This is a genomic window from Pseudonocardia sp. NPDC046786 (genome assembly GCF_040645415.1).
In the GTDB taxonomy this organism is placed as follows: Bacteria; Actinomycetota; Actinomycetes; order Mycobacteriales; family Pseudonocardiaceae; genus Pseudonocardia; species Pseudonocardia kongjuensis.
On the sequence record NZ_JBEYYF010000021.1, the window covers coordinates 88,907 to 114,960 of the forward strand.

A 26,054-nucleotide genomic window follows, 5' to 3' on the forward strand; every position below is an offset into this window, starting at 1 on the left:
GGTTCAGGTCCGTCCCGGTCCGCTCAGGACCGGCCCGCCCCGCCCTCGCTGGCCGCCCGGCCGGTCTCGGTGTCGCCCTCCGGCACGGCGTCGCGGGTGTCGGCGAGCCCGCCGCGCGAGGTCTCCGAGAGCACCAGCACCGAGCCGACGGACACCAGCGAGAACAGGCCGATCACCACGCTGATCGTCCACGGCCCGGCGCCCGCCGCCATGATCGATGCGAAGGTCACCGGGGCGAGCCCGGCGCCGACCCCCGAGAGCTGGAACCCGATCGAGGCCCCGGTGTAGCGGGACCCGGTGGAGAACAGTTCCGAGTACAGCGCCGCGGACGGGCCGAACCAGGCGGCGTGCGTGATCCCCTGTCCGACGACGACGGCGAGCGTCAGCAGCACCGCCGATCCGGTGTCGACCATCGGGAACACCACGAAGCACCAGGCGCCGGTGGCGACGGCGCCGCCGAGGACCACCGGCCGCCGTCCGACCACGTCGGACAGCGCCGAGAACCCGATGATGCCGCCGATCGCGACCACCGAGGACAGGGTGAGCGCGTTCAGGACGGTCTGCCGCTCGAAGCCGGCCTGCACCGCGTAGGAGATCAGGAACGTGGTCAGCGTGCCCTGCGCGACGAACGCACCGAACCCGATGCCGACCGCCAGCGCCAGGTTGCGCGGGTGGTTGCGGAGCACCTCCATCAGCGGCGGGCGGGCCGGCCTCTTCGCGGCCGCGGCGGCCGCGAAGACCGGCGTCTCGGTCACCGAGAGCCGCACGAACAGCCCGATCGCCAGCAGCACCACGCTCAGGACGAACGGGATCCGCCAGCCCCAGACGAGGAAGCCCTCCGGGCCGGAGATCGAGGCGAACAGCGCCAGCACCACGGTGGACAGCACCATGCCGCTGGGCGCCCCGGCGTTGGTGAAGCTCGCCCAGAGCCCGCGCCGGGAGGAGGCGTGCTCGGCCGACATCAGGACCGCGCCGCCCCATTCGCCGCCGACCGCGATGCCCTGGATGATCCGCAGGAACACCAGCAGCATCGGCGCGAGGACACCGACCTGGTCGTAGGTGGGCAGCAGGCCGATCAGGGTGCTCGCCACACCCATCATGACCATGCTGATCACGAGCATCTTCTTGCGGCCGACCCGGTCGCCGAAGTGCCCGAAGACGATGCCGCCGATCGGGCGGGCGACGTAACCGGCTGCCAGGGTGCCGAACGCGGCGACCGTGCCGACCAGCGGATCCAGATCGGAGAAGAACACCTGGTTGAACACGACCGCGGACGCGGTCGCGTAGAGCAGGAAGTCGTAGTATTCGATCATGCTGCCGAGGTAGCTCGACAGGACGGCACGGCGCCGCTGGCTGCGGGAGAACCGGGGTTGCGTCATTGCAGTTCCCTGAATGTCGTCGGTCCCGGGCACCGGTCCGCCGGGGCACCCGGATGTATGCCAAGCAGCTTTATAGCAAGTAGGTTGTCATTGGGTCGAGGGCCGTTACGCTGGCAGTCGTGACTGATCCGGCGACTCCGGCCGTGCCCACCGGGCGGCGCGGTCAACGACTGACCTACCTGGTGAAACGATTGGAGATGGCCGAGCGCGCCCGCCTCGAGGAGCGCCTGCGCCCGCTCGGGGTGACGCTCGGTCAGTACACGGCGCTGAGCGTGCTGGAGCGCCGGGGTGGCCTGTCCTCGGCACAGCTCGCCCGCCGGCACTTCGTGACCCCGCAGGCGATGCAGCAGCTCGTCGCCGGCATGGAGCGCGACCAGCTGATCGAGCGCCGGGCGGACAGCGCGAACCGGCGGATCCTGCGGGTCTGGCTGACCGAGCACGGGGAGCGGATGCTCGCCGCCTGCCACGAGGCCGCCGGTCAGGTCGAGCAGCGAATGCTCGCGAACCTGGAGCCCGACGAGGCGACCGCCTTCGCGATCACGCTGGAACGCTGCCTGGACGCGCTGACCGGGCCGGACGGCTACATCGAACCTCCCCCTGCAGACGCGGGCCTCGACGCTTGACCCTTTATCAGCATCCTTGCTATCAAGGTGCCTGATATAGTTTGACGTGCGAGGGAGCAATGAGCCCGATCACCGGTCCGGGCCTCGGCCTGGGCACCTGGCCCGCCCGGCGGGCCCGCATCAGTCCGGACGCCCCCGCGCTCCTCGACCGGCACCGGTCGCTGACCTACGCGGAGCTGGCGCAGCGTGTCGCGCAGGTGGCGGGCGGCCTCGCCCGGCTCGGCGTCCGCCGCGGTGACCGGGTCGCCTACCTGGGCGTGAACGCCGTCGAGGTGCTGGAGACCTGCTTCGCGGCCTGGTCGCTGGGCGCGATCGCGGTCCCGCTCAACCACCGGCTGGCCGGTGACGAGGTCCGCTACATGCTCGACGACTGCGGCGCCGGGGTGCTCGTGTACAGCGCCGACGCCGCCGGGCTGGTCGCCGCCGCCGCGCCGCTGCCGCCCTCGGTGCGCCATCTCGTCGCGGTCCGCCCCGACCCGTCCGGCCCCGACCGGGCCGGCGAGGCCGAGTTCGAGGCCGAGTTCGAGGCAGAGCTGGCCGCCGCCCCGCCCGCCGCGTCCGACCTGTCCGATGCGGCCACCGGGCTCGACGACCCGGCCGTGCTCCTCTACACCTCCGGGACCACCGGCCGCCCCAAGGCCGCGATCCTCACCCACGGGAACCTGACCTGGAACACGGTCAACCAGCTCGCACACGTCGATCTGCTCTCCACCGACCGCACGCTGTGCATCTCGCCGCTGTTCCACTGCGTCGGGCTCAGTCAGGTCACGCTGCCCGCGCTGCTCAAGGGCGCGAGCGTCGAGCTGGTCGAGCGGTTCGACCCGGCGCTGGTGCTGTCCCGGATCGCCTCCGGGATCACCGGCTTCGCCGCGGTGCCGACCATGCTGCAGATGCTCTGCGAGCACCCGGGCTGGACCGACACCGACCTGTCGTCGCTGCGCAGCGTCGTCTACGGCGGCTCACCAGTGCAGGAGCGGGTGGCCCGCGCCTGGCTGGAACGCGGGGTGCACCTGCAGCAGGGCTACGGCATGACCGAGGCGTCACCGGGCGTCTACATGGCCACCCGGGACGGCACCGCCGGGCACCCGCCCACGTCGATCGGGGTGCCGCACTTCTTCACCGACGTCGCGATCCTGCGCGGGGGCGGTCCGGAGCCGGTCGGCGACGAGCCGGGCGAGCTGCTGGTCCGGGGCCCGCACGTCGGTCCCGGCTACTGGGGACGGCCGGACGAGACCACGGCGTCCCGGGTGGACGGCGGCTGGTTCCGCACCGGCGACGTCGTGCGGGCCGGCCCGGACGGCTGGGCGTTCGCCGTGGACCGGGTCAAGGACATGTTCATCTCCGGCGGCGAGAACGTGTACCCGGCCGAGATCGAGGCCGTCGCCGTCGGGCACGACGCGGTCGCCGACTGCGCCGTCGTCGGGATCGCCGACGAGCGGTGGGGCGAGGTCGGCGTCGCCTACGTCCAGCCGCGTGACGGCGCCGTCGTCGACCCGGACGAGCTGCGCGGGTACCTGTCCGCCCGGCTCGCCCGGTACAAGGTGCCCAAGCACATCGAGCTGGTCGACGAGCTGCCGCGCAACGCCACCGGCAAGGTCCGCCGGGTGGAGCTGCGGGACCGGGCGGCGGCCCGATGACCGCGCTGGACCCGCCCGGGCTGCGGTCGCTGCCCGCGTCGCTGGAGACCGAGCGGCACGACGACGTCGTGGTGCTGCGGCTCGCCCGCCCGGCCAAGCGCAACGCGCTGAACGACGCCACCGTGCTCGGCATCGAGGCGTTCTTCGCCGATCCGCCGCCCGGTGTGCGCGCCGTCGTGCTGGACGCCGAGGGCGACCACTTCTGCGCCGGCCTGGACCTGTCCGAGCTGGGGGACCGGGACGTCGTCGCAGCCGTGGAGCACTCCCGGATGTGGCACCGGGCGTTCGAGCGGATGGCCGAGGGCCGGGTGCCGGTGGTCTCGGTGCAGCGCGGCGCGGTGGTCGGCGGCGGGCTGGAGCTGGCCGCCGCCACGCACGTGCGGGTGGCCGAGCCGAGCGCGTTCTACGCGCTGCCGGAGGGCCAGCACGGCCTGTTCGTCGGCGGCGGCGGATCGGTCCGGCTGCCCCGGCTGATCGGCGCGCACCGGATGGCCGAGATGATGCTGACCGGCCGGGTGCTGGACGCCGCCGAGGGTCTCGCCCTGGGGCTGTCGCACCACCTGGTCGGGCCCGGCGAGGGCCTGCCCAAGGCGCTCGAGCTGGCCCGGGCCGTCGCCGCCAACTCCGACATGACGAACTTCGCCGTGCTGCAGGCGCTGCCCCGGATCGCCGAGGCCGCACCCGCCCAGGGCTACCTGCTCGAGTCGCTGGTCGCCGCGGTGGCCGCCAGCAGCGACGAGGCCCAGGCCCGGATGCGCGCCTTCCTCGACGGCCGCAGCGGCCGGGTCCGCCGGGAGGGGGACCGGTGACCGGCCCGGACGGGCCGGAGCTGCTGCGGGCCGCGCCCGCCCGCCCGCCCGCGGACAGCGCGCTCGGCGGCTTCGTCGAGCACCTGCGCCGCGCGCACGGCCGCGAGTTCGACGACTACGCCGACCTGCACCGCTGGTCGGTGGCCGACCCGGACGGCTTCTGGGGCGCACTCGCCGAACACACCGGCGTCCGGTTCGCCACGCCGCCGACCGCGGTCCGCGGCGACACCGCCATGCCCGGCGCGCAGTGGTTCCCCGGCGCCACCCTCAACTACGCCGAGCACGCCGTCGGCCTCGCCGCGGCGGGCGCCGACGCCGACGCGGTCGCCGTCGTCGGGTACTCGCAGACCCGCGACCCCACCGAGCTCACCTGGGGCGGCCTGCGCGGCCAGGTCGCCGCCACCCGGGCCGGGCTGCGCCGGCTCGGCGTCCGCCGCGGCGACCGGGTCGCCGGGTACCTGCCCAACATCGCCGAGACCGTGGTCGCCTTCCTCGCCACCGCATCGCTCGGCGCGATCTGGACCTCCTGCGCGCCCGAGTTCGGCGCGAGCAGCGTGCTCGACCGGTTCGGCCAGGTCGAACCGGTCGTGCTGCTCGCCGTCAGCGGCTACGGCTACGCCGGCAAGCACGTCGACCGGCGCGAGCAGGTGGCCGCGATCCGGGCCGGGCTGCCGGGGCTGCGGCACGTCGTCGACGTCGGGTACGGGCCGGATCCGCTGCCCGGCACGCTGTCCTGGGCGGAGCTGCTGGCCGGGCCGGGGGAGCTCGCGTTCGATCCGGTGCCCTTCGACCATCCGCTCTGCGTGCTGTTCTCCTCGGGCACCACCGGCAAGCCGAAGGCGATCGTGCACGGGCACGGCGGGATCCTGCTGGAGCACCTCAAGAACCACGCGCTGAGCTGGGACCTGCGCCCCGGCGACCGGATCCTGTGGTTCAGCACCACCGCCTGGATGATGTGGAACGCGCTGGTCTCCGGGCTGCTGCGGGGCGCGTCGATCGTGCTCGTCGACGGCAACCCGCAGTACCCCGACCTGGGCCTGCAGTGGCGGCTCGCCGCCGAGACCGGGGCCACCCTGGTCGGCGCCGCCCCAGGTTTCCTGATGGCCTGCCGCGCCGCGGGCCTGCGCCCGGCCCGCGAGCACGACCTGTCCCGGGTCCGCCAGCTCGGCGCCGCCGGCAGCCCGCTGCCGCCGGAGGGCTACCGCTGGGTGGCCGAGCAGTTCGGCCCGGACGTGCTGCTCAACGTCGGCAGCGGCGGCACCGACATCTGCTCCGGGATCCTGCAGGGCGGCCCGTGGCAGCCGGTGTGGGCGGGTGAGATCTCCGGGCCCTGCCTCGGGGTGGACGCCCGCGCCTTCGACGAGCACGGCGCAGCCGTGGTCGGCGAGCTCGGCGAGCTGGTGATCACCCGGCCGCTGCCGTCGATGCCGGTCGGGTTCTGGGGCGACGACGACGGCAGCCGCTACCGGGCCACCTACTTCGACCACTACCCGGGAATCTGGCGGCACGGCGACTGGGTGCGGTTCGGCCCCACCGGCAGCGCGGTCGTCGCCGGCCGGTCGGACGCCACCCTCAACCGGGGCGGGGTGCGGCTGGGCACCGCCGAGTTCTACCGGGTCGTCGAGGAGCTTCCCGGGATCGAGGACAGCCTGGTGCTGCACCTGGAGGACCCGGCGGGCGGCAACGGCGAGCTGATGCTGTTCGTGCAGCCGGCACCCGGGACCGTGCTCGACGACGCGCTGCGCCGCCGGATCGCGGATGCGCTGCGGACCGAGCTGACCCCCCGGCACGTGCCGGACCGGATCGAGGAGGTGCCGGTGGTGCCGCGCAACCGGACCGGCAAGAAGCTGGAGGTCCCGGCCAAGCGGATCCTGCTGGGGGCCGCGGTGGACGAGGTCGCCTCGCGCGACGTGCTGGCCGATCCGGACGCCCTCGATGCGTTCGCCGAGCTCGCCGGGACCCGGCTGTGAGCCCGGCCGGGAGCCCGGTCCGCCGGGTCGCCGTCGTCGGGACCGGGGTGGTCGGTCTCGGCTGGACCGCGCTGTTCCTGGCCCGCGGCCTGGACGTCACCGCGACCGATCCCTCGCCGGGGGCCGAGCAGCGGCTGCGCGACGGCGTCGCCGCGCTCTGGCCGCGGCTGGATCCGGTACCGGGCGCCGCACCGGACCGGCTGGGCTTCGCGCCGACCGCCGCGGCGGCCGCCGAGCACGCCGACTTCGTGCAGGAGAACGGCCCGGAACGCGAGGACGTCAAGCACCGGCTGTTCGCCGAGCTGGACGAGGCGGCCCGGCCCGAGGTGGTGCTCGCGTCGAGCTCGTCCGGGTTGCTGCCCACCGACATCGCCCGCGGCGCGACCCGGCACCCGGAACGGGTGCTGGTCGGCCACCCGTTCAACCCGCCGCAGGTGATCCCGCTGGTCGAGGTGGTGCCGGGGGAGCGGACCGCGGAGCGCGCGGTGACCGAGGCGCTGGAGTTCTACACCGCGCTGGGCAAGCGGCCGATCCGGCTGCGCGCCGAGGTCCCGGGACACATCGCGAACCGGCTGCAGGCCGCGCTGTGGCAGGAGGCGTACTCGCTGGTGGAGCGGGGCGTCGCGAGCGTCGCCGACGTCGACGCGGCGATCGCGCACGGCCCCGGTCTGCGCTGGGCGGTGCTCGGGCCGTTCGCCAACCAGCACCTCTCCGGTGGCCCGGGCGGCCTCGCCCACGTGCTGGAGCACCTGGGCCCGCCGACCGAGCGCTACTGGCGCGACCTCGGCCGGGTCACGCTCACCCCGGAGCTCGCCCGGACCCTGGTCGACGGCGTGCACGACGAGCTGGGCGACACCGACCCGGCCGAGCTGGCCGCCCGGCGCGACGCCGTGCTGGCCGAGCTGCTGGACGCCAAGTCCCGCATCGACCTGCCCTGATCCCGCCCCCCGACCCCGCCCCGACCCCGCCCCGACCGGAGGACGACGACATGGCACTCGACCCGAGCACCGTGGACGCCATCGACGTGCACGTGCACGTCGAGCAGGACGGTCACGGCTGCTTCGCGCTGGACCAGGAGCTGATGGACGCCTCGGCGGCCTACTTCAAATCGGGCCAGGACCGCACCCCGACGATCGCCTCGATCGCCGAGCACTACCGGGAGCGCAGGCTCGCCGCGGTGGTGTTCACCGTCGACGCACCGGCTGGCACCGGGCATCCGGCGCTGTCCAGTGAGGAGATCGCCGATCTCGCCGCCGAGCACACCGACGTGCTGATCCCGTTCGGTTCGGTGGATCCGCACGGCGGCAAGGCATCCGTCGCCCGGATCCACCGGCTGGTCACCGAGCACGGGGTGCGCGGTTTCAAGTTCCACCCGAGCCTGCAGGCGTTCGAACCGGACGACCGCAGCTTCTACCCGCTGTACGAGGCGATCGCCGGGCTCGGTGTACCCGCCCTGTTCCACACCGGGCAGACCGGGATCGGTGCCGGATTGCCCGGCGGGCGCGGGATCAAGCTGCGCTACTCCAACCCGATGCTGCTCGACGACGTCGCCGCCGACCATCCGGAGCTGACCGTGGTGCTCGCGCATCCCTCGGTGCCGTGGCAGGACGAGGCGATCTCGATGGCCACCCACAAGTCGAACGTCTACATCGACCTGTCCGGCTGGTCGCCGAAGTACTTCCCGCCGCCGCTGGTCCGGGCGGCGAACTCGCTGATCAGGCACAAGGTGCTGTTCGGATCGGACTTCCCGGTGATCACCCCGGACCGCTGGCTGTCGGACTTCGAGCGGCTCGACCTCAAGCCCGAGGTCCGACCGCTGATCCTGAAGGAGAACGCGGTCCGGATGCTCGGGCTCTGACGCACCGCCGGCCCGCCCCGGCGGGCCCACCGTGCGCGACGGCTGTCCGGACGGGTTCCCGCAGAGATTGACAGCGCCGGCATCGTCGCAGGTCAGCGAGGCGCATCGATCCGGTTCCCGACGTCGTTGACACGATCGGATGATTCGTTCCGCAACGTTTCCCGGCGCGCAGCGGTTCGTTTCGCGGCGCGCGAAGTGACCTGGATCACTCATTGCGCCGGGGAACGGCCGCTTTCGGACGACTTCTCACAGTGTGGACGTATCCGGCCTCGGGGTTAGTCCGAACGGGTGTGCACACTGTCTGTCATGCACCTCGTCCCCCGGTTCGCGAGTCGGCGTCACGTCGACCTGCGCCGCCAGGCGAGCGCGCTCTGTTCCGGCGCCTGACGCGTCGGACCAGGGGGTGCGCCCGCCGTGGCCACCCTCCTCCGGTGCCTGCCGGTCCCGTGCCTCCCGGAACGGGCCCGGCCCGCACCACCCCTCCGGCCCGCGCCCCGTGCGCGACCCTCCCGCCCCGCCATCACGGCGGTCCGGGAGGGCGGGGTCCGACACCCGCCGGAACCCCCACGTCCGGCCTGCCGCGCCCCGGCGTCCGACGGTGCCCGCACCGGCGGACGGCCCGGCCCGCTGCTACCGCGACGTCCACAGTGGGCGCCGGCCTCAGGCGCCCCGCTCCGTGCCGGACCCCGACTCCGCTCCCCACCGAAGAATCAGGAGGCACCTCGTGCCCCAGTACCGTGCACACCGGCCCTCCCGGGTCGGGCTCGTCGCGGGAGGCGCCGCGCTCGCCGGCACCGCCCTGCTCGGCCTGTCCGGCGCCGCCCAGGCGGCCACCCCGGACGTCGTGCCCGACCTCGGTCCGCTGCTCAGCGCCCCGAACGACGCCCAGCCGACCCCGGCCCCCCAGGCGCCGTACGTCGAGCCGTCGTACACCGCGTTCGACTCCGACCAGCCGCTCCAGCAGCTGCGTGACTTCGCGCCGGCCGGCGTGCCCGTCGCCGGCCTGGTGGACGTCGTCTCGAAGGCGCCGAAGCAGATCACCCCGACCGTGCTGCAGAACGGAACGGTCGGCGAATGAGTCTCATCCCGAAGTCCCGGTGGGGGCGGCGGTCCGCGTTCGCGCTGCTGGGCGCGGCCGTCGTCGCCGGGGTCGCGGTGCTCCCGGCGCAGGCCCAGAACAGCATCGACGTGGTCCGGTCGGAGGTGACCGGCGCCGACGACAAGACCTACTGGGTCGAGAACAACCTCACGCCGGAGGCCCGTCAGCAGTCCGCCGACGGACCCCGCAAGGAGTACATGGTCGTCTGGGCCGGTGACGAGAACGTCGCCGACACCGCGGTCTCCGACGTGCGGAACCTGCCCGGATCGCTGGCCGATCCGATCGACAAGGTGCGCGACGCGCTGCCCGGTCCGGACTTCATGGCCGTCGTCGACGCCACGAAGGGCTCCCCGGACTACGGCAAGGTGGTGAACACCGCGACCGTCGGGCCGCTGGTGGAGAACGAGCCGCACCACATGCAGTACTCGTGGCGCAAGGGCGACAAGATCTACGCAGGCGGGCTGTACTCCGCGGCGACCTACGTCTTCGACGTCACCGCGCTGCCGGAGCTGAAGCTGTCCGGCATCTCGCTGCCCTCGCAGACGCTCTGCGGTTCGGTACCGGACGCCTACTGGGTGCTGAACGACGGCACCGCCTACGGCACCTACATGGGCGGTCCGGTCGCACCGGGCCCGTGCCGCTACACGCACGGCGAGGTCCGCACGGGCAACGGGTTCGCGGGCTCCCCGGGCTCGGTCGTCCGGCTCGGTGAGGACGGCGAGAACCTGGTCGAGGCCCCGGCCGCGACCGAGACGCCGGAGGACCCGACCCAGTGCCTCAACATGCCGGCCCTGGGCAACCCCACCTGCGCCAACCCGCACGGCATCCAGGTCCGCGAGGACCTGGACACGATGGTCACCAGTGACTACGCCGAACCGCGATCGATCATCCTCGACCCGGTGAAGAACCCGTCGCCCTACCTGCGCCGGCCCACGGTGCGCACCTGGGACATCTCCGACCTGAACCACCCCAAGGTCAAGTCGGTGGCCTACCTGCCCACCGGGCCGCGCTCCAACGGGCAGGACCCGCTGCGCAACGAGAACCGCGCCGCGATGGAGACCACGGTCACCAACCGGCCGGAGAACAAGGGCGCGTTCGCCCAGACCATGCAGGGCGGCGCGATCTTCTACACGCCCGACATCACCGTCGAGAACCCGGAGTGGCGCGAGGTCTTCGATCTCGGCACGGTCGCCCCGGAGTTCGGCGTCGGCGGCGAGAACGGCGGTCCGAGCGCCAACGGCGGCTGGCTGCAGACCAGCCCGGACGACCGGACGCTCTACCACGCCACCATCGGCCGCAAGGCCGGCACGCTCGGACCCGACGACAAGGGCACCGCGGGCGGGGTCGTCGCGCTGGACATCGAGAAGCTGGTCGGCGCCGGTACGGGCACCACCTGCTCGATCGACACCGAGGAGGAGATCACCGCCGGTGGTGCCGAGCCGGACTGCCCGACCGTCCGGTCGAGCGTCGGGATCAACCCGGACGAGACCGGGGCCGGTCCGCACTGGGGTGCGCTGGACAACCTGGACCTGGGCGAGGACGGCTTCTACCGGGAGACCGACCAGCCCCAGCGCCTCGCCACGGCGAACTACTTCGTGGCCCGGACCGGGCTCGACGGTGACCACCGGGTCTGCATGGTGGACATCGCCCGCGACGGTGCGCTGACCCTCGACGAGACCTTCGTCGACGAGGACACCGGCGAGACCTGCATCAACTTCAACCGCGAGAACTGGCCGCACGGTGCGTTCGGCAACGCCAAGCCGCACTCGATGCTGTTCGTCGCCGCGGACGAGGACATCAAGGACTGATGACGATGTCGGTCACCCTGCTGCCGTACCTGGTGGCACCTGTGCCGGCCGGCGGGCTGCTGCCCGCCGGCCCGGCCGGGACGGTCCCCGCCCTCGTGGCGGGGGCCGTGGTCCCGGCCCATCCCGCCGTCCTCGCGGCGGGACCGTTCGACGGCGCCCCGGCCGGGATCGCCGTCGCCCGGCTGGTGCTGCTGACCGGCCTGGCGCTGGTCGCCGGCGCCGGGCTGGTCCGCCCGGTCGCCGGGCCCCCGCTGCGGGCGGAGCGGGTCGTCGCCGCGGCCGCGGCTCTCGCCGTCGCCGGCGCCGCGGTCGCGGCGACGACCCGGTCCGGCTGGACCGCGTGGGGGATCGGGCTGGTCGCCGTCGCCGTCGCGGTCCCGGTGTTGCTGGGCACCCGCCGTCCGGTGACCGCCGCGCTGCCCGGCGCGGCGGCGACCGGGTTCCTGGCGGTCCTGCTGGCCTCCGCGCGGAGCGGGCCCGTCGCCACCGCGCTGGACGCCGGATACGCCGTCGCCGCCGCTCTGCTCACCGGTGCGGCGCTGCACCTGCTCACGCGGCGGGGGGCGGCCCCCGGGGCCCCCGGCCGGGACCGGAGCGCCCCCCTCGAGTGGATCGCGGTCGTCGCGGGCGTGCTCGCCACCGCGGTCGCATTCGCGCAGATCCTGCTCACCGGCCCGTTCAGCGGGATCGACCTGGTGGGGACCGGTTACGGCCGGGCCGCGCTGGCCGCCGCCCTCGCCCCGGCCGTCGTCACCGGGGTGCTCGCGTTCGATCTGTTCGCGGGCCGCGGTACGGCGCGGACCGGCACCGGCACCGGCCGGGCCCGGGCCCGGGCCGCCGCGTTGCGGGAGCGGACCCGGACCGTCGCCGCGGTCGCCGCGGTGCTGGGCGTCGCCGCCGCGTCGGTGCTCGCCGCACTGCCGGTGCCGGCCGCCGCGGCCGAACCCGGACGGCTGCTGGCCCGCGGCGTCGATCTCGGCTCCGGCCCGCTCACCCTGGTCGTGACCCCGATGCGGCCCGGCCCGAACCTGGTGCAGCTGACCGGCCCCGGACTCGTCGTGCCGGATGCGACCGGGCCGGACCCGGCCCCGGTGACCACCGCTGAGCCGATGGCCGGCCACGGACCCGGGCCCGCGGGCGGGACCGGGTTCGGCGTGCGGGTCGCCGACCGCGAGGTCCCGGTGACCGCGCGCCCGGGGGCACCCGGGGGCTGGGCCCTGGTCGACCTGCCCGCCGGGACCCGATCGCTGGACGTGCTGGCCGGCGGGATCTCCCGCACCGTGCCGGTCGACGTGGGATCCGACCGGGTGGCACCGGCCGGGGCCACCGGCCCGGACGGACCCGAGTGCGCGTCCGCGGTGCTCGGCGCCGTGGTCGCCGCGGGCCCGGCGGCCGGCGCCGTCGGGGCCTGCCCCGCCGAGTCGCTGCGCCCGGCCGACGAGCGGGCGCTGCGCGACACCGTCCGGTCGCTGGCGGTCCGCGGCGCCCCGGGGATCGCGCTCGCCGCGGACGCCTCGCCCCGCTCCCGGGCCGCCGCCGATGCGGTCCGCGCCGAGGCCGCCGCCGCCGGGATACCGGTGCTCCCGCAGGCCGGGGCGGACGGCGCGCTCGTCGTCGTCTCCGGCTGGCAGGACGCCGCCCGCGCGGTCCGGGAGGTCGCGCTCGCCGCGCACGATACCCCGACCGCGCTCGGCGGGACCTACCTGGCGCCGTGGCTGCTGACCGGCGGCGTGCTCGGGACCGCGCAGAGCGCGGTCCTCCCGCTGCCGTTCGGGCCGCAGGAGCCGCTGCCGCAGCGCTACGTCCGGGCGCTGGCCGCGACCGCACCGGGCTCGGCGCCGTCCACCTCCGGGCTGCTGGCCTGGGCGGACGCCACCGGGCAGCGGATCGAGGAGCCGTTCGGCCTGTACGGCGCCGCCCCGGTCGCGGTGCCGATGAGCATCGAGCCGCCGGGGGAGAGCGGGCACCACGGCGGGCCGAACACCGCCGCCTGGTTCCCCGGCGGCGCCGTCGTGCACATCGGCCCGCTCGCGGTGCCCACCACCCCGTGACCGCCCGCGCACCCGATCCCTGCCCGATCCCCGAGCCTCCCGAGGAGAGACCATGTCCGTCACCCAGGACCGCAGACCGGGGCCGCTGGTGCGCGCCCTGCGCGAGATCCCGGCCACCGAACGCGCGGCCTACGGCCCGCGCGACCGCGAGGCCCCGCCGCCGCAGTGGCGGGTGGTTGTCGTCGGCCTGGTGCTGGCGGTGCTGTTCCTGATCGGGGTGGGCACGGTCGCCCCGGCCACGATGGTCGGCACCGCCGCGCTCGGCCTGGCACTCGGCTTCACCCTGTTCCACTCTCGGTTCGGGTTCACCTCCGGCTGGCGGCAGCTCGTCGCCGTCGGCCAGGGTGCCGCGATCCGGGCGCACATGCTGATGCTCGGCACCGCCGCGGTGCTGTTCGCGGTGATCCTCTCGTCCGGGTTCGCGCTGGCCGGCGAGCCGCGCGGGTTCACCTCGCCGATCGGCATCGGGCTGGTCGTCGGGTCGTTCCTGTTCGGGCTGGGGATGCAGGTCGGCGGCTCGTGCGCGTCCGGCACGCTGTTCGCCGTCGGCAGCGGGCAGAGCGCGATCGTGCTGACCCTGTTCGGGTTCGTCGTCGGCTCGATGTTCGCGGTGTTCACGCACACCTTCTGGACCGAGACGGTGCCCCGCGGGCCGAGCGTGAACCTGGCCGAGCTGCTCGGCTACCCGGGCGCGCTGGCCGTGACCCTGCTGACACTCGCCACGATCACGGTGGTCACCTGGGTGGTCGCCCGGCGCCGCACCCCGCCGCCGGTGGAGCGGCCGCCGTCGGCCCGCGGGATCGCCCGGGTGCTGCGCGGCTCCTGGTCGATGTGGGCCGGCGCGCTGGTGCTGGCGGTGCTCAACGCCGCGGTGCTGTTCGTCTCGGCCGCCCCCTGGGGGGTGACCGCGGCGTTCGCGCTGTGGGGCTCGAAGTTCCTGGAGCTGTTCGGCGCCGACGCGGCGAGCTGGGCGTACTGGCAGGTCCCGGCGAACGCGCAGGCGCTCGCCGGGCCGGTGCTCGCCGACCGGGTGTCCAACCTGGACATCGGGATCATGATCGGCGCGCTGATCGCGTCGGCGGTCGGCGGCGCCTTCGTGCTGCACCGGCGGATCCCCTGGAAGCTCGCCCTCGGCGCGGTGCTCGGCGGGATCGCGATGGGCTACGGCGCCCGGCTCGCGGGCGGCTGCAACATCGGCGCCTACTTCTCCGGGATCGCCTCGTTCAGCCTGCACGGCTGGATCTGGGCCGTCGTCGCGCTCGGCGGCACCTGGGTCGGGCTGCGGCTGCGGCCGCTGTTCGGCCTGACCAACCCCAAGCCTGCGGACTCGCTCTGCTGAGCGGGTCCGCCGGACGCTCCCTCGACGAAAGGTTCGACCCATGAACGCACATTCCAGGACCGCTGCCGGACGCGCGACGCTCGCGGTGGCGGGTGCCGGAGCGCTGCTCGCCCTCGGCGGCGGTCTCGCCCACGCCGATGCCCCGGACGGGCCGGAGGTTCCCGAGGCCCCCGAGACCACCGAAAGCGCCGGACCGGGCGTCCCGGTGTTCCTGCTCGACGGCGCCCCGGCACTGCCGGCGCCGGACGCACTGCTCACCCCGGTCGACCTGACCGCACCCGCGTTCGCGGTGCTCGACGGCCTGACCTGACGAGCTCCCCGGGCGTGCGCACAGGCGTCCGGGGGATCGGCTCGCCCGGGGCCCGCGAGCCGCACCGACGGCCACCCGGCCACCGCTCCGGCGGCGGCCGGGTGGCCGTCCGCATGTCCGCACCCGGACGTGGCCGGGATCACGCTTCCGCCGACGGTCCGCGACGCCCGGTAGTCCCCGCCGCGCGGGCCGGGGCCCCGTCGGGTGGTCCTGCCGCCACCCGTCGATCCGGGGGTTCCGTGTCGGTACGAGATCGTGCATCATCGCGTTACCGGTGGTAACGTTACCACCGGTTACAGCACACGACCTGGACCATGTGACGTCGTCGTCCGTGAGGAGTCGAGATGACCGCGACCGTTCCCGAGGCCAGGGCCGACCAGCCCGCCGACCGGAAGGACACCGCCGAGCGGCTGCTGCGCTCGTCCGCGGAGCTGTCGTTCGACCCGTCCACCCAGGTCGACTGGGATACCCCGCTCGACCGCACCAAGCACGGTATGAGCCCGGAGTGGTGCAGCCTCTTCGGCACCGCCTACTGGGACGAGCTGACCGAGGAGCAGCGCACCGAGCTGACCCGGCACGAGGCCGCGTCGGTCGCCTCCACCGGGATCTGGTTCGAGATGATCCTGCAGCAGATGATGCTGCGGGACTTCTACGCCAAGGACCCGACCGACCCGTCGTTCCAGTGGGCACTGACCGAGATCGCCGACGAGTGCCGGCACTCGATCATGTTCGCCCGCGGCTCGGCGAAGCTCGGCGCACCCGCCTACGTGCCGAAGCGCTCCACTATCGAGCTCGGCAGGCTGTTCAAGACGACCGCGAGCGGAGAGGCCGCCTACGCGTCGATCCTGGTCGCCGAGGAGGTGCTCGACGTGATGCAGCGGGACTGGATGCGCGACGAGCGCGTCGTCCCGTTCGTGCGCACCGTCTCCAACATCCACGTGGTCGAGGAGTCGCGGCACATGAAGTTCGCCCGCGAGGAGACCCGCGAGCACCTGCAGCGGGCCGGCCGGGTGCGCAGGCAGTTCAACGCGCTCTACGTCGCCGCGGCCGCCTACTTCATCGTCTCCAGCATGTGGAACGAGCAGGTCTACGAGAACGTGGGGCTGGACCGGGCGCGCGCGGTGCGCGAGGCCGGGGCCAACGAGCACCACAAGGCGCTGCTGCGCAGCTCCTGCGCCGGGCTGATGGAGTTCCTGTCCTCCTGCGGCCTGCTCACCACGCCGGCGCTGCACTTCTACCGCCGCGCCAGCCTGATCTGAACCGGCGGTCCATCGTGCCCTTCGCGATCACCCAGACCTGTTGCACCGACGCGTCCTGCGTGTCGGTGTGCCCGGTCAACTGCATCCACCCGGCGCCCGGTGAGCCCGACTTCGGGACCACCGACATGCTCTACGTCGATCCGCGGACCTGCATCGACTGCGGCGCCTGCGCCGACGCGTGCCCGGTCGACGCGGTGTTTCCGGTGGAGCGGCTGAGCGCATCGCTCGCCGGGTATGCGCAGGTCAACGCGGACTTCTACGCCGACCGGCCGATCTCGGCGGCGACCGCGGGCGGATCGCCGACCTTCCACGAGTGGCAGCCGCCGACCTTCACCCGGACGCTGCCCGCGAACATGGCGCCGCTGGACGTGGCCGTCGTCGGGACCGGGCCGGCCGGCATGTACACCGCGCAGGACCTGCTGCTGCACACCTCGTCCCGGATCACCCTGGTGGACCGGCTGGACACCCCGGGCGGCCTGGTCCGCTTCGGCGTCGCCCCGGACCACCCGTCGACCAAGCGGATCGGCGAGTCGTTCGCGCGGTTCCACCGCCATCCCCGGGTGCGGATGCGGCTGGGCACCGAGGTCGGGCGCGACGTCACCGCCGACGAGCTCGCCCGCCGGCACGACGCGGTCGTGTGGGCGGTCGGCGCACCGGAGCCCAGGGACCTGGACCTGCCCGGCGCCGGGCTGCTCGGCAGCATCGCCGCGGACACCGTGGTCGGCTGGTACAACGGCCATCCCGAGGTGCCCGCCGACGCCGTCGACACCGCGGTGCCGCGGGTCGTCGTGGTCGGCACCGGCAACGTCGCGATCGACGTGGCGCGGGTGCTCACCGCGCACCCGGACGATCTCGCCGGCACCCCGGTCGCGCCCCACGTGCCGCCCGCCCTGCGGGCCGGCTCGATCAGGGAGGTCGTGCTGCTGGCCCGCCGCGGGCCGGAGGCGGTCGCCGCGACGGCGCCGGAGCTGCGCGAGCTGCTCGGCCGGTCCGGTGTGGACGTGGTGGTCGACGAGCACGATCCGCGGATCGCCGAGTCGCTGGACGGGCCGGCCGCCGGCGAGGCGCACGGCCTGCTGCGCTGCGCGGTCCGGGAGAAGATCGACTGGTCGGTGCCTGCGGACCGGCCGCGGGTGGTGTTCCGCTTCCACTCCGCGCCGGAACGGCTGGAGGGGTCCGTTCGGGTGCAGGGCGTGCAGACCGCCGACGGGACCCTGATCCCGGCCGGCCTGGTGGTGCGCGCGGTCGGGCACCGCGGGCGGCCCGTCCCCGGCCTGCCGTTCGACGACGGCCGCGGGATCGTCCCGAACGACGCCGGACGGGTCGAGGGCAGGCCCGGGCACTACGTGGTCGGCTGGATCAAGCGCGGGCCGTCCGGCGGGATCGGCACCAACCGGACCTGCGCGGCGGAGACCGTCGGCGCGCTGCTCGACGACGCGGTCGCCGGGCGGCTGCCGGAGCGGTCCCGGTCCGGCACCGGGCTGCGCGCACTCGCCGGCCGCCTGCGGCGCTGACCCGGGCCGCGCAGGACCGCGCCGCGCCGGACCGGGCCGCGCCGGATCAGCGGCCGAGATCGAGCAGGGAGAGCGCGCCGCGCAGCACCCCGTCGAGCCCGGCGACCGGGATCTCCCGCTGCCAGCCGTCGAGCGTGCCGTGCACGGCGACCCGGCCGGGCGCGGTGTCCAGCCGGTGCAGCCGCAGACCGGCCGGCAGGCCGGGCAACGTGACGGTGCCGGACCGGACCCCGCGCAGTGGGCTGCGGTCGAGCAGCGCGCGCACCGACCGCCGCGCCTCCGCCGAGCGGGGCGGCCCCATCCGGCGCCCGGCGACGGTAAGAGCGGTCACGGTCCAGGCCAGGGTGTGCCCGTCCAGCGAGAGATCCAGGTCGGCCGAGCCGAACCCGGGGCGCCCGCGCCTGCGGGCCCGCACCACGCCGTCCGGATCGATCGTCACCGCCAGCCCGGGGGCCCGCTCACGCAGCCGGCCGGCGATCCAGGCCGGGTCCAGCACCGCGGTGAACGCGACCGGGCCGGTCCGCAGACCCGGGGTGAGCGCGGGCCGCAGCCGCACGTCGCTGGCGACGACGGTGAGCTCGCGCAGCCGCAGCGCCGGACGGACCACGTCCCGGGCGGTCAGCCGGACCTCGTCGAGCCTGCCGGTGCTCAGCGCGCGCGGGTCGAGCCCGGACGTCGAGACCGAGGTGGGCACCAGCCGGACGTCGACCTCCCCGCTGCGCAGCGTGGTCTCCCGGCCGACGTAGCGGTACCGGACGGCCTCGACGAGCGCGCGCAGCAGCAGCGCCGTGCCCGGCCCGGTGCCCGAGGCGAGCAGCGCCGCGGTCTCCCACGTCCCGGGCGCCTCGTGGCCGGAGGTTCCGGACCGGGTGCCGGCGTACCCGGCTCCGGTACCGGCGGTCTCCGCTAGGGCCATGCGGCTCGATGCTCCTTCGGCGGCGCCCGGCCGGAGCGGGCCGGCGGGTGCGGATGTCGGGCGGTCCCAGCGGGACCCCGTCGAGCGTCGCAGGTCCGCCGGGCCGGTGCGAACCGGTGACCGCGCACTGCGCCGACGGGCCGGTGACTGGCGGTCGGCGGGGCGTTCCGGCCCGCCCGGTTGCGCTCTCGTTACCGGCGTCGATCCGGGCGTTTGCGCCGCCCGCGGACCGCGGCGCAATGGTCGGCCCGGTGCGGCGGACGCCGGTCGGCCGGCGGCGCCGCCGGCGAGCAGCGACGGCCGGACGGGCCGCGCACCGGCCCCGACGACCGGGCCGCGGCGGTCGGGCCGGCCGACCGCGCCGGGCCCCGGCCCACGCGCGGGCCGGTCCGAGCTGTACCGCCCGGCCGGCGCTTGGGCCGGGCCGCCCGTGCCGCCCCGGCCGCCTGCGGTGCCGTCAGGCGCAGACGGCGGCCGGGGATGCGTGGCCGAGCAGTGTCCGGGGCGCCAGGCAGCTCTGCGCGGCGCTGCGGTAGGCGTGGCTGACCTTCCGGGGCCGCCCGTCGGCGTCGATCAGCAGCCGCTCCCAGAGCAGCAGCACCGCGCCGGGTGCGACGCGCAGCCGGCGGGCCGCGGCCTCGTCGGCGCACACCGCGTGCAGGTTGGTGAGGATCCGGCCGGGCGGGCGCCCGTAGGTGCGCCGGACCGCGGAGCTGAACTCGTGGCGGGTGCCGACCACCAGCGGGCGCGGGTCCGCGCTGGGTTCGGTGTAGCGCCGGTACAGCGAGGACGGCCGGCCGTCCCGGTGCATCAGGAACTCGTCCAGCGCGACGGTGTCACCGGCCGTCGGCAGCATCCGGCTGAGGAACGGCGCGACCGGGATGGTGACCGAGGTGAGGTGCCGGTAGCCGTGCCGGCCGGCCTCGCTCTCCCGGAACGGGACGCCGGAGCTGAGCCGGTAGGCGGTGACCGGGCGACGATGGTGTGCCCGTTGCGGCGGACCAGCGTGCCCCCGGCGTGCAGCTGCGCGAGTACCTGCTTCATGGTCGAGCGGGCGGCGCCGTAGGTGCGGGCCAGGTCGGCCTCCACCGGCCGGGATCCGGCCGGGATCCCCTCCCGGATCGCGGCCCGCAGCTCCATGTGCAGGTCGGCGTGCGAGCTCCGGAGCAACGTCGGGGCCGCCGCCGGGCCGGGCGGTGTCGGCTGCGACGCGGGGAACGGTGCGGCGAGCGGGTCGTCGTCGAGCTCGGCCCCGCTGGTCGTGGTGGACAGCACGACGCGGGCCGCCGGGTAGTGCGTGATGCTGAACTCGCGCGGCCTGCGGTCGGCGCTCCACAGCACCCGGGACTTGACGATCAGTAACGCGCCCGGGGAGGTGCGCAGCTGGGTGGCGGTGCGGTCGTCGGCGGCGTGGCCCTCGACCCAGGTGTCGATCCAGCGGGCTCCGGTAGGTCCGCTCGAAGGTCTCCTCGAACCGCCCGTCGTGGCTGCGCGGGACGAGCGGCCGGCCCCGTCCCTCGTCGAGGGTGTAGCGGGTGTAGAGCAGGATCGGGTTGCCGACGTGCAGGTCGAGCACCTCGCAGGCGTGCACCCGGCTCGCCGTGGTGCGCAAGTGGTGCCGGGTGACCGGGACGACGCGATGTAGCGGTTGTCGGTGATCACCACCTGGCGCTCCGGGGCGGTCCCGATGTTCCAGGCGACGCCGTTGTCGATCGGGATGTCGATCATCACGGAGGTGACGACGGTCCGTCGACGTTCCTGATACACATCGGTGCCGGTTCACCGGCCGGGCCGGCGGATCGGGTCGCGACGGCCGACGGCCCGCCCCGGCGGTGCTCGGGACGGGCCGTCGTGGCGGTCGTGCGGGGGTCAGCGCCCCGGGCCGGACTCCAGGTCCCGGCCGGCCTGCACCTCCCCCTCGCCGGTGTTCACGGTGGCGACGGCGGCCTTGCGCTCGGACGCCTCGGCCGAGGCGTCCGGGGCGGTGGGCGCACCCGGGCCGTGGCCCTGGGCCTCGGCCTTCATCAGCTCGTCGACGTCGACCTGGCCCGGGTCGTCGAGGACGGCCTCGAGCCGTTCCCGGTCCAGCTCCCCGGTCCAGCGGGCGATCACCAGGGTGCCGATCCCGTTGCCGGTGAGGTTGGTCAGCGCGCGGCCCTCGGACATGAAGCGGTCGATGCCGACGATCAGCGCGAGGCCGACCAGCGGGATGATGTGGTCGAACGCGGCGATCGAGGCCGCGAGGGTGACCAGCCCGGCGCCGGAGACGCCCGCGGCGCCGTTCGACGAGATCAGCATGAACAGCAGCAGGCCGATCTGGGTGGAGATCGGCACGTCGACGCCGAACGCCTGGGCGATGAACATCGCGCCCATCGTCATGTAGATGGCGGTGCCGTCGAGGTTGAACGAGTAGCCGGTCGGGATGGTCAGGCCGACGACGTGCTTCGGCGTGCCGGCCGCCTCCAGCTTCGTCATCATCCGCGGCAGCACCGTCTCCGACGACGACGTGCCGAGCACGATCAGCAGCTCGTCCTTGATGTAGCGGATGTACTTCAGGATCGAGAAGCCGGCGAGCCGGCAGATCGGGCCGAGGCAGAAGAAGATGAACAGCAGGCAGGTCAGCCAGAAGGTGACCATGAACTGCGCCAGGCTGCCCAGGATCGCGCTGCCGTGCTCGCCGATGGTGTAGGCGATGCCGCCGAACGCGCCGATCGGCGCGACCCACATGACCAGCTTGATGACGCCGAACATGACCTTGGCGAAGGAGTCGAGCGCGTAGACGACGCTCTTGCCGCGCTCACCGAGCATGGTGATCGCGACGCCGACGAGGATCGCCAGCAGCAGCACCTGCAGCAACTGCCCGTCGACGAACGCCGACGCGAACGAGGTCGGCACCAGGTTGAGGATGAAGTCGGTGAAGCCGCCGCCCGCGGCGCCGCCCGCGGACTCGATGGTGTCGTTCGCGGCCGAGCCGTCGAACGTCTCCCGGTTGTAGCCCAGGCCGGCTCCCGGCGCGATCAGGTTGATCGTGATCAGGCCCAGGCCGAGCGCGACGACCGTGGTGGCGTTGAAGTAGATGACCGTCCGCAGGGCCAGGCCGCCGACCTTGGCCAGGTTGCCCAGGCCGGCGATGCCGACGACCACGGTCGCGAAGATGACCGGGGCGATGACCACCTTCACCAGGTTGATGAACAGGGTGGCCAGCCACTGCATCTGCGCGCCGACCTCGGGCAGCAGCAGCCCGACGAGGATTCCGGCACTGATGCCGATCAGCACCCAGAAGTACAGGTGCTTCCAGATGGGTGTCCGCTTCCGCTGCGACCGGTCGACCGTCGGTGGTCCCGGGTCCGCCGTGGGACTGCTCATGGTTCGCTCCCTCGCGTCACGATGCTGCAGGGAGGCTCCCGGCCGGCGGCCCGGTCTTCCACTCAGTGGACGGTTTCTTGGGATTGGCTTGACGTACCGGTCATATCGGGTGCGCCGTACCCTTCGGACATGACCGGGCTGTCGCGTCGCGCGCTGCTGCGCACCTCCGGCGCCCTCGCCGGACTGGCGCTCGGCGGCGGTCTGATCACCGGCTGCGCCCCGGCGCCGCCGCGGCCGCCGGAGCCGTTCCGGCTGGCCACCGGCCCGGAGGGGGCGGTCTACCGGGAGATCGGTCTCGCACTGGCCGGGGTACTCGACCGGGCGTGGGGCCGGCCCGTCGTCGAGCTCGTCTACACCGACGCGGCGCCGGAGAACATGGCGATGCTGACCGGCGGCCGGGTGGAGATGGCGTTCGTCAACGTCGACGTCGCCGCGGCGCACGCCGGGCAGGTGATGGCGCTCGCCCGGGTCTTCGACTCGGTGATGCACGTGCTCGTCCCGTCCGGCAGCACCGCGCGCGACCTGCGCGACCTCGACGGCGCGACGCTGGCCGCCGGGATGCCGCTGTCCGGGACCCGGTACCTGGCCCGCCGGCTGCTGGACCAGGCCGGCAGCGACGCCGACCTGCGCAGCTACTCGCAGGCCGACTCGGTGCGCGCGTTCCGTTCCGGCGAGGTCGACGCGGTGCTCAGCCTCACCGGGATGCCCACCCCGGCGGTCACCGAGCTGGCCCGCGACGGCGCGGTGCGGCTGCTCGACCTGACCGCCCAGGTCGAGCAGCTGGTCCGGGCCCATCCGCTGGAGTACGTGCCGGTGGTGGTCCCGGCGACGATGTACCCGCCGATGGAGTCGGCGCCGGCGCTGGCCGTGCCGACCCTGCTCGCGGTGCAGCCGTCGATGGACGAGCAGCTCGCGAACTGGCTGACCGGGGTGCTGTTCGCGCACGCCGCCGAGCTGTCCCGGGTGCGCGGCGAGGCGAGCCAGATCAACCCGCGCACCGGCGCGGCGACCACCCCGGTCGCGCTGCACCCGGGTGCCCGGCGCTGGTTCCGGGAACGCAAGCCCTGACCCGCGATCAGGTCGCGGGCGGCACCCGGACGACGGCGGTCAGCCCGCCGCCGGGCGTCCCGGTCAGCTCCAGCGACCCGCCGGCGTCGCCGAGAACCTGGGCGACGATGGCCAGCCCGAGCCCGGTGCCGGGGACGTTCTGGTCGTGCGGGCTGCGCCAGAAGCGCTCCGTCGCGCGCCGCCTGCCCTCCTCGTCCAGCCCGCGGCCGTCGTCGACGACGTCGATCCGGTAGCCGGCCTCGTCCGGGCGGCCGCGCACCGTGACGGTGCTGCCGCGGGAGAGCCGGACGGCGTTCGCGACCAGCTCGTCGACGGCCGCGGCGAGCCCGCCGGTCGGCTCCCGCACCCGGGTCGCGGTGCCGGTCAGGTCCTCGGCGAACTCCATCCCGGCCTCCTCGGCGACCGCCCGCCAGGCCGCGGCGCGGTGCCCCAGCGCCGTCCCGACCGGCCCGGACGACGCGGCGGGCCGGTCGGCGACCGCGGTCGCGGCGAGCATGCTGGACAGCACGGTGCTCATCCGGTCGAGATCGTCGACGGCGTCGGAGTAGGCGACCCGCGCGTCGTCGTCGGCGGCCAGGTGCGGTTCCAGGTTCTCCACCGACAACCGGACCGAGGCGATCGGGTTGCGCAGCTGGTGGGCGGCGTCGGCGACGAACCGCTGCTGACGTTCGATGGTGCGGCGCACCGCGTCGACCATGTCGTTGAAGCCGGCGGTGAGGTTGCGCAGCTCCGGCGGCCCGGAGTCGGGTGCGGCGCGGGCGTCCAGCCGGCCGGCGCGGACCGCGGCCGCGCTGCGTTCCAGGTCCGCGACCGGCCGCAGGATCCACCGGGTCATCGGCCCGACCAGCCACACCGCCAGCGTCGCGACCAGCGCGAAGAGCCCGCCCAGCAGCGCCCAGTCGCCGAGGATCTCGGCGCGCACCGAGTCCGTCGGGACGGCGAGCACCAGCGCGGCGACGACCTGGGAGTCCCGGCCGACCGGCGTCACGATGAGCTCGGGCTCGATCCGCCACGGCCAGACGGTGCGTTCCACCGGCGGCAGCTGCCCGGCCAGCACGCCGGTCAGCCGGTCCGTCGCGGCCGCGGGCGGCGGCGAGCCGTCGGTGGCGTGCAGCACCTGCTGCTCGCGGTCGAGGAACCACATCGGGGTGTCGTAGAGGTCGGCGTACTCGTCGAGCTCGGCGCGCAGCCGCACCAGGTCGGCCTGCAGGGCGGTCCCGCCGGTCAGCGCGGTGAGGGCCAGCACCGAGAACCGGCTCGCGTCGCTGAGCCGGTCGGCGACCAGCGTGGTGGTGTGCCGTTCGGCGACGGTCCCGGCGGTCGGCACCAGCACACCCAGCATCAGCAGGACGAGCAGTGGCGCGATCGCCACGACCAGCCGGCGTCTCACGGGCCGACCTGGTATCCGACGCCGCGCAGGGTGCGGATGGTGACCCGGCCCCCGAGCTTGCCGCGCAGCGTGGCCATGTGCGTGTCCAGGGTCCGCGAGCTGGACTCGGTCGGGGCCTCCCACACCTGGTCGATCACGAACCCGCGCTCCACCGGCTGCCCGGCCCGCTCGAACAGCAGCGCCAGCACCGCGGACTCGATCGCGGTGAGCGAGGCCGACCAGCCGTCGGCGGCGTCCCGCACGGTCCGGGCGGTCACGTCGAGCTCGAGGGCGCCCCAGCGGTGCACGACGGCGGCCGGCGCGACGGCCTGCCGCAGCGCCCGGGTCCGCCTGCTCACCGCCTCGATCCGGGCGAGCAGCTCGGCCAGGCTGAACGGCTTGACGACGTAGTCGTCGGCGCCCGCGCGCAGCCCGACCACCCGCTCCGCCTCGCTGTCCTGCGCGGTGACCACGAGCACCCCGCAGGCCGGTTGCTCGCGCAGCCTGCGCACCACCGCGCTGCCGTGGCCGTCGGGCAGGCCCATGTCGACCAGCGCGAGATCGGGAACCTGCTCGTCGATCAGGCCGAGTGCCTCGGTGACGTCGGCGGCACGCACGACGCGGTAGCCCGCACGGAGCAGTGCACGCACCAGCCCACGTGCCACCCGGTCGTCGTCCTCGACCACCAGAATCCGCACGGTTGCAGGGTAGAGAGCGGGGGGTCGGGAGGCACAGCGGGTGATCTCAGCCGGTGCCGGACACGGCGCCGGCGACCCGTTCGAAGTCACGGATCGTGGCGGTCTCCGCACCTCGGAGCCAGAACAGCCGCCGCTGGTAGGGCGGGGCGTCGCGGATCGGCACGTAGATCACGTCGGGACGGACGTAGTGACTGGTGAACTGGGCGGACACCGGATAGGTGCCGATACCGGCGCCGATCAGCGCGAGCATCTCCTGGGTGGTGTCGAACACCGGACCGCGCTCGACCGGCCTGCCGTCGGCGGTGTGGCTCGGGACGAGCTCGTCGTCCCAGTAGGCGGGGATGGTGGGCGGCGTGCGCAGCACGGTGGTGCGCGCGAGATCGGCGAACGACACCGACGCCCGGCGGGCGAACCGGTGCCGGGCGGGCACCGCCAGCAGCTGCCCCTCCTCGGTCAGCACCCGGCCGGCCCGCAGCAGTGCCTGCTCCGCGCCGCGGGCGGGCACCGTGGCGAGTGCGAGATCGACCTCGCCGCCGCGCAGCAGCGCGAACCCCTGTCCGAACTGGATCTCCCGGAGCCCGACGTCGACGCCGGGATGCCCGGCCCGGAACGCCTCGGCCACGTCGAGCACGAACCGGCCCGAGGCGGCTCCGATGAACCCGACCCGCAGCGTCGACCGCGCCGCACCGGCGGTCGCCCTGGCCAGCGCGACCGCGTCCAGGATCTGCCGGTGGGCCGGCCGGAGGTCCTCGGCCAGCCGGGTGCCGAGCGGGGTGAGCCGCACCCGGCGGCTGGTGCGCTCGAACAGCGCACCGCCGATCCGCCGCTCGAGTGTCCGGATCGTCCGGCTGACCCGTGAGGTGGACACCCGCAGCGACTCCGCGGCCCGCCCGAAGTGCAGCTCGTCGGCGACCGCCAGGAAGACCTCGATGTCCCGCTGTTCCACCGGCACGCGCCCCCGTTCGTGAACCCTGGCGCCGT

At 74.5% G+C, this 26,054-nt stretch carries 23 protein-coding genes; 15 read left to right on the forward strand and 8 right to left on the reverse strand.

Going from position 1 to position 26,054, the window contains the following annotated elements:
- Positions 1-23 precede the first annotated feature (23 nt).
- Complete coding sequence (locus ABZ881_RS23260; RefSeq protein ID WP_358487620.1) at positions 24-1,379, reverse strand: MFS transporter; 1,356 nt, start codon at positions 1,377-1,379, stop codon at positions 24-26.
- Positions 1,380-1,498: 119 nt separating this feature from the next.
- Between ABZ881_RS23260 and ABZ881_RS23265 the strand changes: the two genes are divergently transcribed.
- From ABZ881_RS23265 to ABZ881_RS23330, 14 genes are all read left to right on the forward strand, one after another.
- Entirely contained in the window at positions 1,499-2,002 is a 504-nt protein-coding gene (locus ABZ881_RS23265; protein WP_358487621.1) for a MarR family transcriptional regulator, read from the forward strand.
- Positions 2,003-2,061: 59 nt separating this feature from the next.
- Positions 2,062-3,639: a long-chain fatty acid--CoA ligase gene (locus ABZ881_RS23270; RefSeq protein ID WP_358487622.1), complete on the forward strand. Its 1,578-nt coding sequence runs from the start codon at positions 2,062-2,064 to the stop codon at positions 3,637-3,639.
- Complete coding sequence (locus ABZ881_RS23275) at positions 3,636-4,448, forward strand: crotonase/enoyl-CoA hydratase family protein (protein ID WP_358487623.1); 813 nt, start codon at positions 3,636-3,638, stop codon at positions 4,446-4,448. Before ABZ881_RS23270 ends, ABZ881_RS23275 begins: the two co-directional genes overlap by 4 nt.
- A gap of 83 nt (positions 4,449-4,531) precedes the next feature.
- Positions 4,532-6,418, forward strand: coding sequence for an acetoacetate--CoA ligase (locus ABZ881_RS23280; RefSeq protein ID WP_358487656.1), 1,887 nt, complete (start codon positions 4,532-4,534; stop codon positions 6,416-6,418).
- Positions 6,415-7,356 carry a 3-hydroxyacyl-CoA dehydrogenase NAD-binding domain-containing protein gene (locus tag ABZ881_RS23285; protein ID WP_358487624.1) on the forward strand — a complete coding sequence of 314 codons (942 nt, stop codon included), beginning with the start codon at positions 6,415-6,417 and terminating at the stop codon, positions 7,354-7,356. Before ABZ881_RS23280 ends, ABZ881_RS23285 begins: the two co-directional genes overlap by 4 nt.
- A 50-nt stretch (positions 7,357-7,406) precedes the next feature.
- Positions 7,407-8,276, forward strand: coding sequence for a 4-hydroxyphenyl-beta-ketoacyl-CoA hydrolase (gene couO / locus ABZ881_RS23290; protein ID WP_358487625.1), 870 nt, complete (start codon positions 7,407-7,409; stop codon positions 8,274-8,276).
- A gap of 306 nt (positions 8,277-8,582) precedes the next feature.
- Entirely contained in the window at positions 8,583-8,663 is an 81-nt protein-coding gene (locus ABZ881_RS23295; RefSeq protein WP_358487658.1) for a putative leader peptide, read from the forward strand.
- A gap of 337 nt (positions 8,664-9,000) precedes the next feature.
- Positions 9,001-9,354: a hypothetical protein gene (locus ABZ881_RS23300; RefSeq protein ID WP_358487626.1), complete on the forward strand. Its 354-nt coding sequence runs from the start codon at positions 9,001-9,003 to the stop codon at positions 9,352-9,354.
- Entirely contained in the window at positions 9,351-11,183 is a 1,833-nt protein-coding gene (locus ABZ881_RS23305; RefSeq protein WP_358487628.1) for a hypothetical protein, read from the forward strand. The genes ABZ881_RS23300 and ABZ881_RS23305 overlap by 4 nt, the downstream gene beginning before the upstream one ends.
- Positions 11,183-13,234 (forward strand): hypothetical protein, encoded by a 2,052-nt coding sequence (locus ABZ881_RS23310; protein ID WP_358487629.1) that lies wholly within the window; start codon positions 11,183-11,185, stop codon positions 13,232-13,234. The genes ABZ881_RS23305 and ABZ881_RS23310 overlap by 1 nt, the downstream gene beginning before the upstream one ends.
- A gap of 52 nt (positions 13,235-13,286) precedes the next feature.
- A complete protein-coding gene (locus ABZ881_RS23315) occupies positions 13,287-14,573 on the forward strand; it encodes a YeeE/YedE family protein (RefSeq protein WP_358487630.1) in 1,287 nt (428 codons plus the stop codon).
- A gap of 40 nt (positions 14,574-14,613) precedes the next feature.
- Positions 14,614-14,883, forward strand: coding sequence for a hypothetical protein (locus ABZ881_RS23320; protein WP_358487632.1), 270 nt, complete (start codon positions 14,614-14,616; stop codon positions 14,881-14,883).
- 344 nt (positions 14,884-15,227) lie between these two features.
- Positions 15,228-16,142 (forward strand): diiron oxygenase, encoded by a 915-nt coding sequence (locus ABZ881_RS23325; protein WP_358487633.1) that lies wholly within the window; start codon positions 15,228-15,230, stop codon positions 16,140-16,142.
- Positions 16,143-16,156: 14 nt separating this feature from the next.
- Positions 16,157-17,656, forward strand: a complete 1,500-nt coding sequence (locus tag ABZ881_RS23330) for an FAD-dependent oxidoreductase (RefSeq protein ID WP_358487634.1) — start codon at positions 16,157-16,159, stop codon at positions 17,654-17,656.
- Between the two features lie 46 nt (positions 17,657-17,702).
- Here ABZ881_RS23330 and ABZ881_RS23335 read toward each other — a convergent pair whose 3' ends face one another.
- From ABZ881_RS23335 to dctA, 4 genes are all read right to left on the reverse strand, one after another.
- The gene (locus ABZ881_RS23335; protein WP_358487635.1) at positions 17,703-18,572 is read right to left on the reverse strand and encodes an LmeA family phospholipid-binding protein; all 870 of its coding nucleotides are present in this window, start codon (positions 18,570-18,572) and stop codon (positions 17,703-17,705) included.
- Between the two features lie 457 nt (positions 18,573-19,029).
- A complete protein-coding gene (locus tag ABZ881_RS23340; RefSeq protein WP_358487636.1) occupies positions 19,030-19,428 on the reverse strand; it encodes a UTRA domain-containing protein in 399 nt (132 codons plus the stop codon).
- The gene (locus ABZ881_RS23345) at positions 19,383-19,913 is read right to left on the reverse strand and encodes a hypothetical protein (protein ID WP_358487637.1); all 531 of its coding nucleotides are present in this window, start codon (positions 19,911-19,913) and stop codon (positions 19,383-19,385) included. Before ABZ881_RS23345 ends, ABZ881_RS23340 begins: the two co-directional genes overlap by 46 nt.
- A gap of 528 nt (positions 19,914-20,441) precedes the next feature.
- Complete coding sequence (dctA, locus tag ABZ881_RS23350; RefSeq protein ID WP_358487639.1) at positions 20,442-21,938, reverse strand: C4-dicarboxylate transporter DctA; 1,497 nt, start codon at positions 21,936-21,938, stop codon at positions 20,442-20,444.
- A gap of 129 nt (positions 21,939-22,067) precedes the next feature.
- On the opposite strand from dctA, the gene ABZ881_RS23355 reads away from it, so the two are divergent.
- On the forward strand, positions 22,068-23,006 hold the full coding sequence (locus tag ABZ881_RS23355) for a TAXI family TRAP transporter solute-binding subunit (protein ID WP_358487640.1): 939 nt from the start codon (positions 22,068-22,070) through the stop codon (positions 23,004-23,006).
- A gap of 7 nt (positions 23,007-23,013) precedes the next feature.
- On the opposite strand, the gene ABZ881_RS23360 is transcribed toward ABZ881_RS23355, so the two are convergent.
- Genes ABZ881_RS23360 through ABZ881_RS23370 form a run of 3 tightly spaced genes read right to left on the reverse strand, consistent with a single transcriptional unit; the run spans position 23,014 to position 26,019 of the window.
- Positions 23,014-24,396: a HAMP domain-containing sensor histidine kinase gene (locus ABZ881_RS23360; protein ID WP_358487641.1), complete on the reverse strand. Its 1,383-nt coding sequence runs from the start codon at positions 24,394-24,396 to the stop codon at positions 23,014-23,016.
- Positions 24,393-25,073 (reverse strand): response regulator transcription factor, encoded by a 681-nt coding sequence (locus tag ABZ881_RS23365; RefSeq protein WP_358487642.1) that lies wholly within the window; start codon positions 25,071-25,073, stop codon positions 24,393-24,395. The genes ABZ881_RS23360 and ABZ881_RS23365 overlap by 4 nt, the downstream gene beginning before the upstream one ends.
- 46 nt (positions 25,074-25,119) lie before the next feature.
- Entirely contained in the window at positions 25,120-26,019 is a 900-nt protein-coding gene (locus ABZ881_RS23370) for a LysR substrate-binding domain-containing protein (RefSeq protein ID WP_358487644.1), read from the reverse strand.
- Between the last annotated feature and the right edge of the window lie 35 nt (positions 26,020-26,054).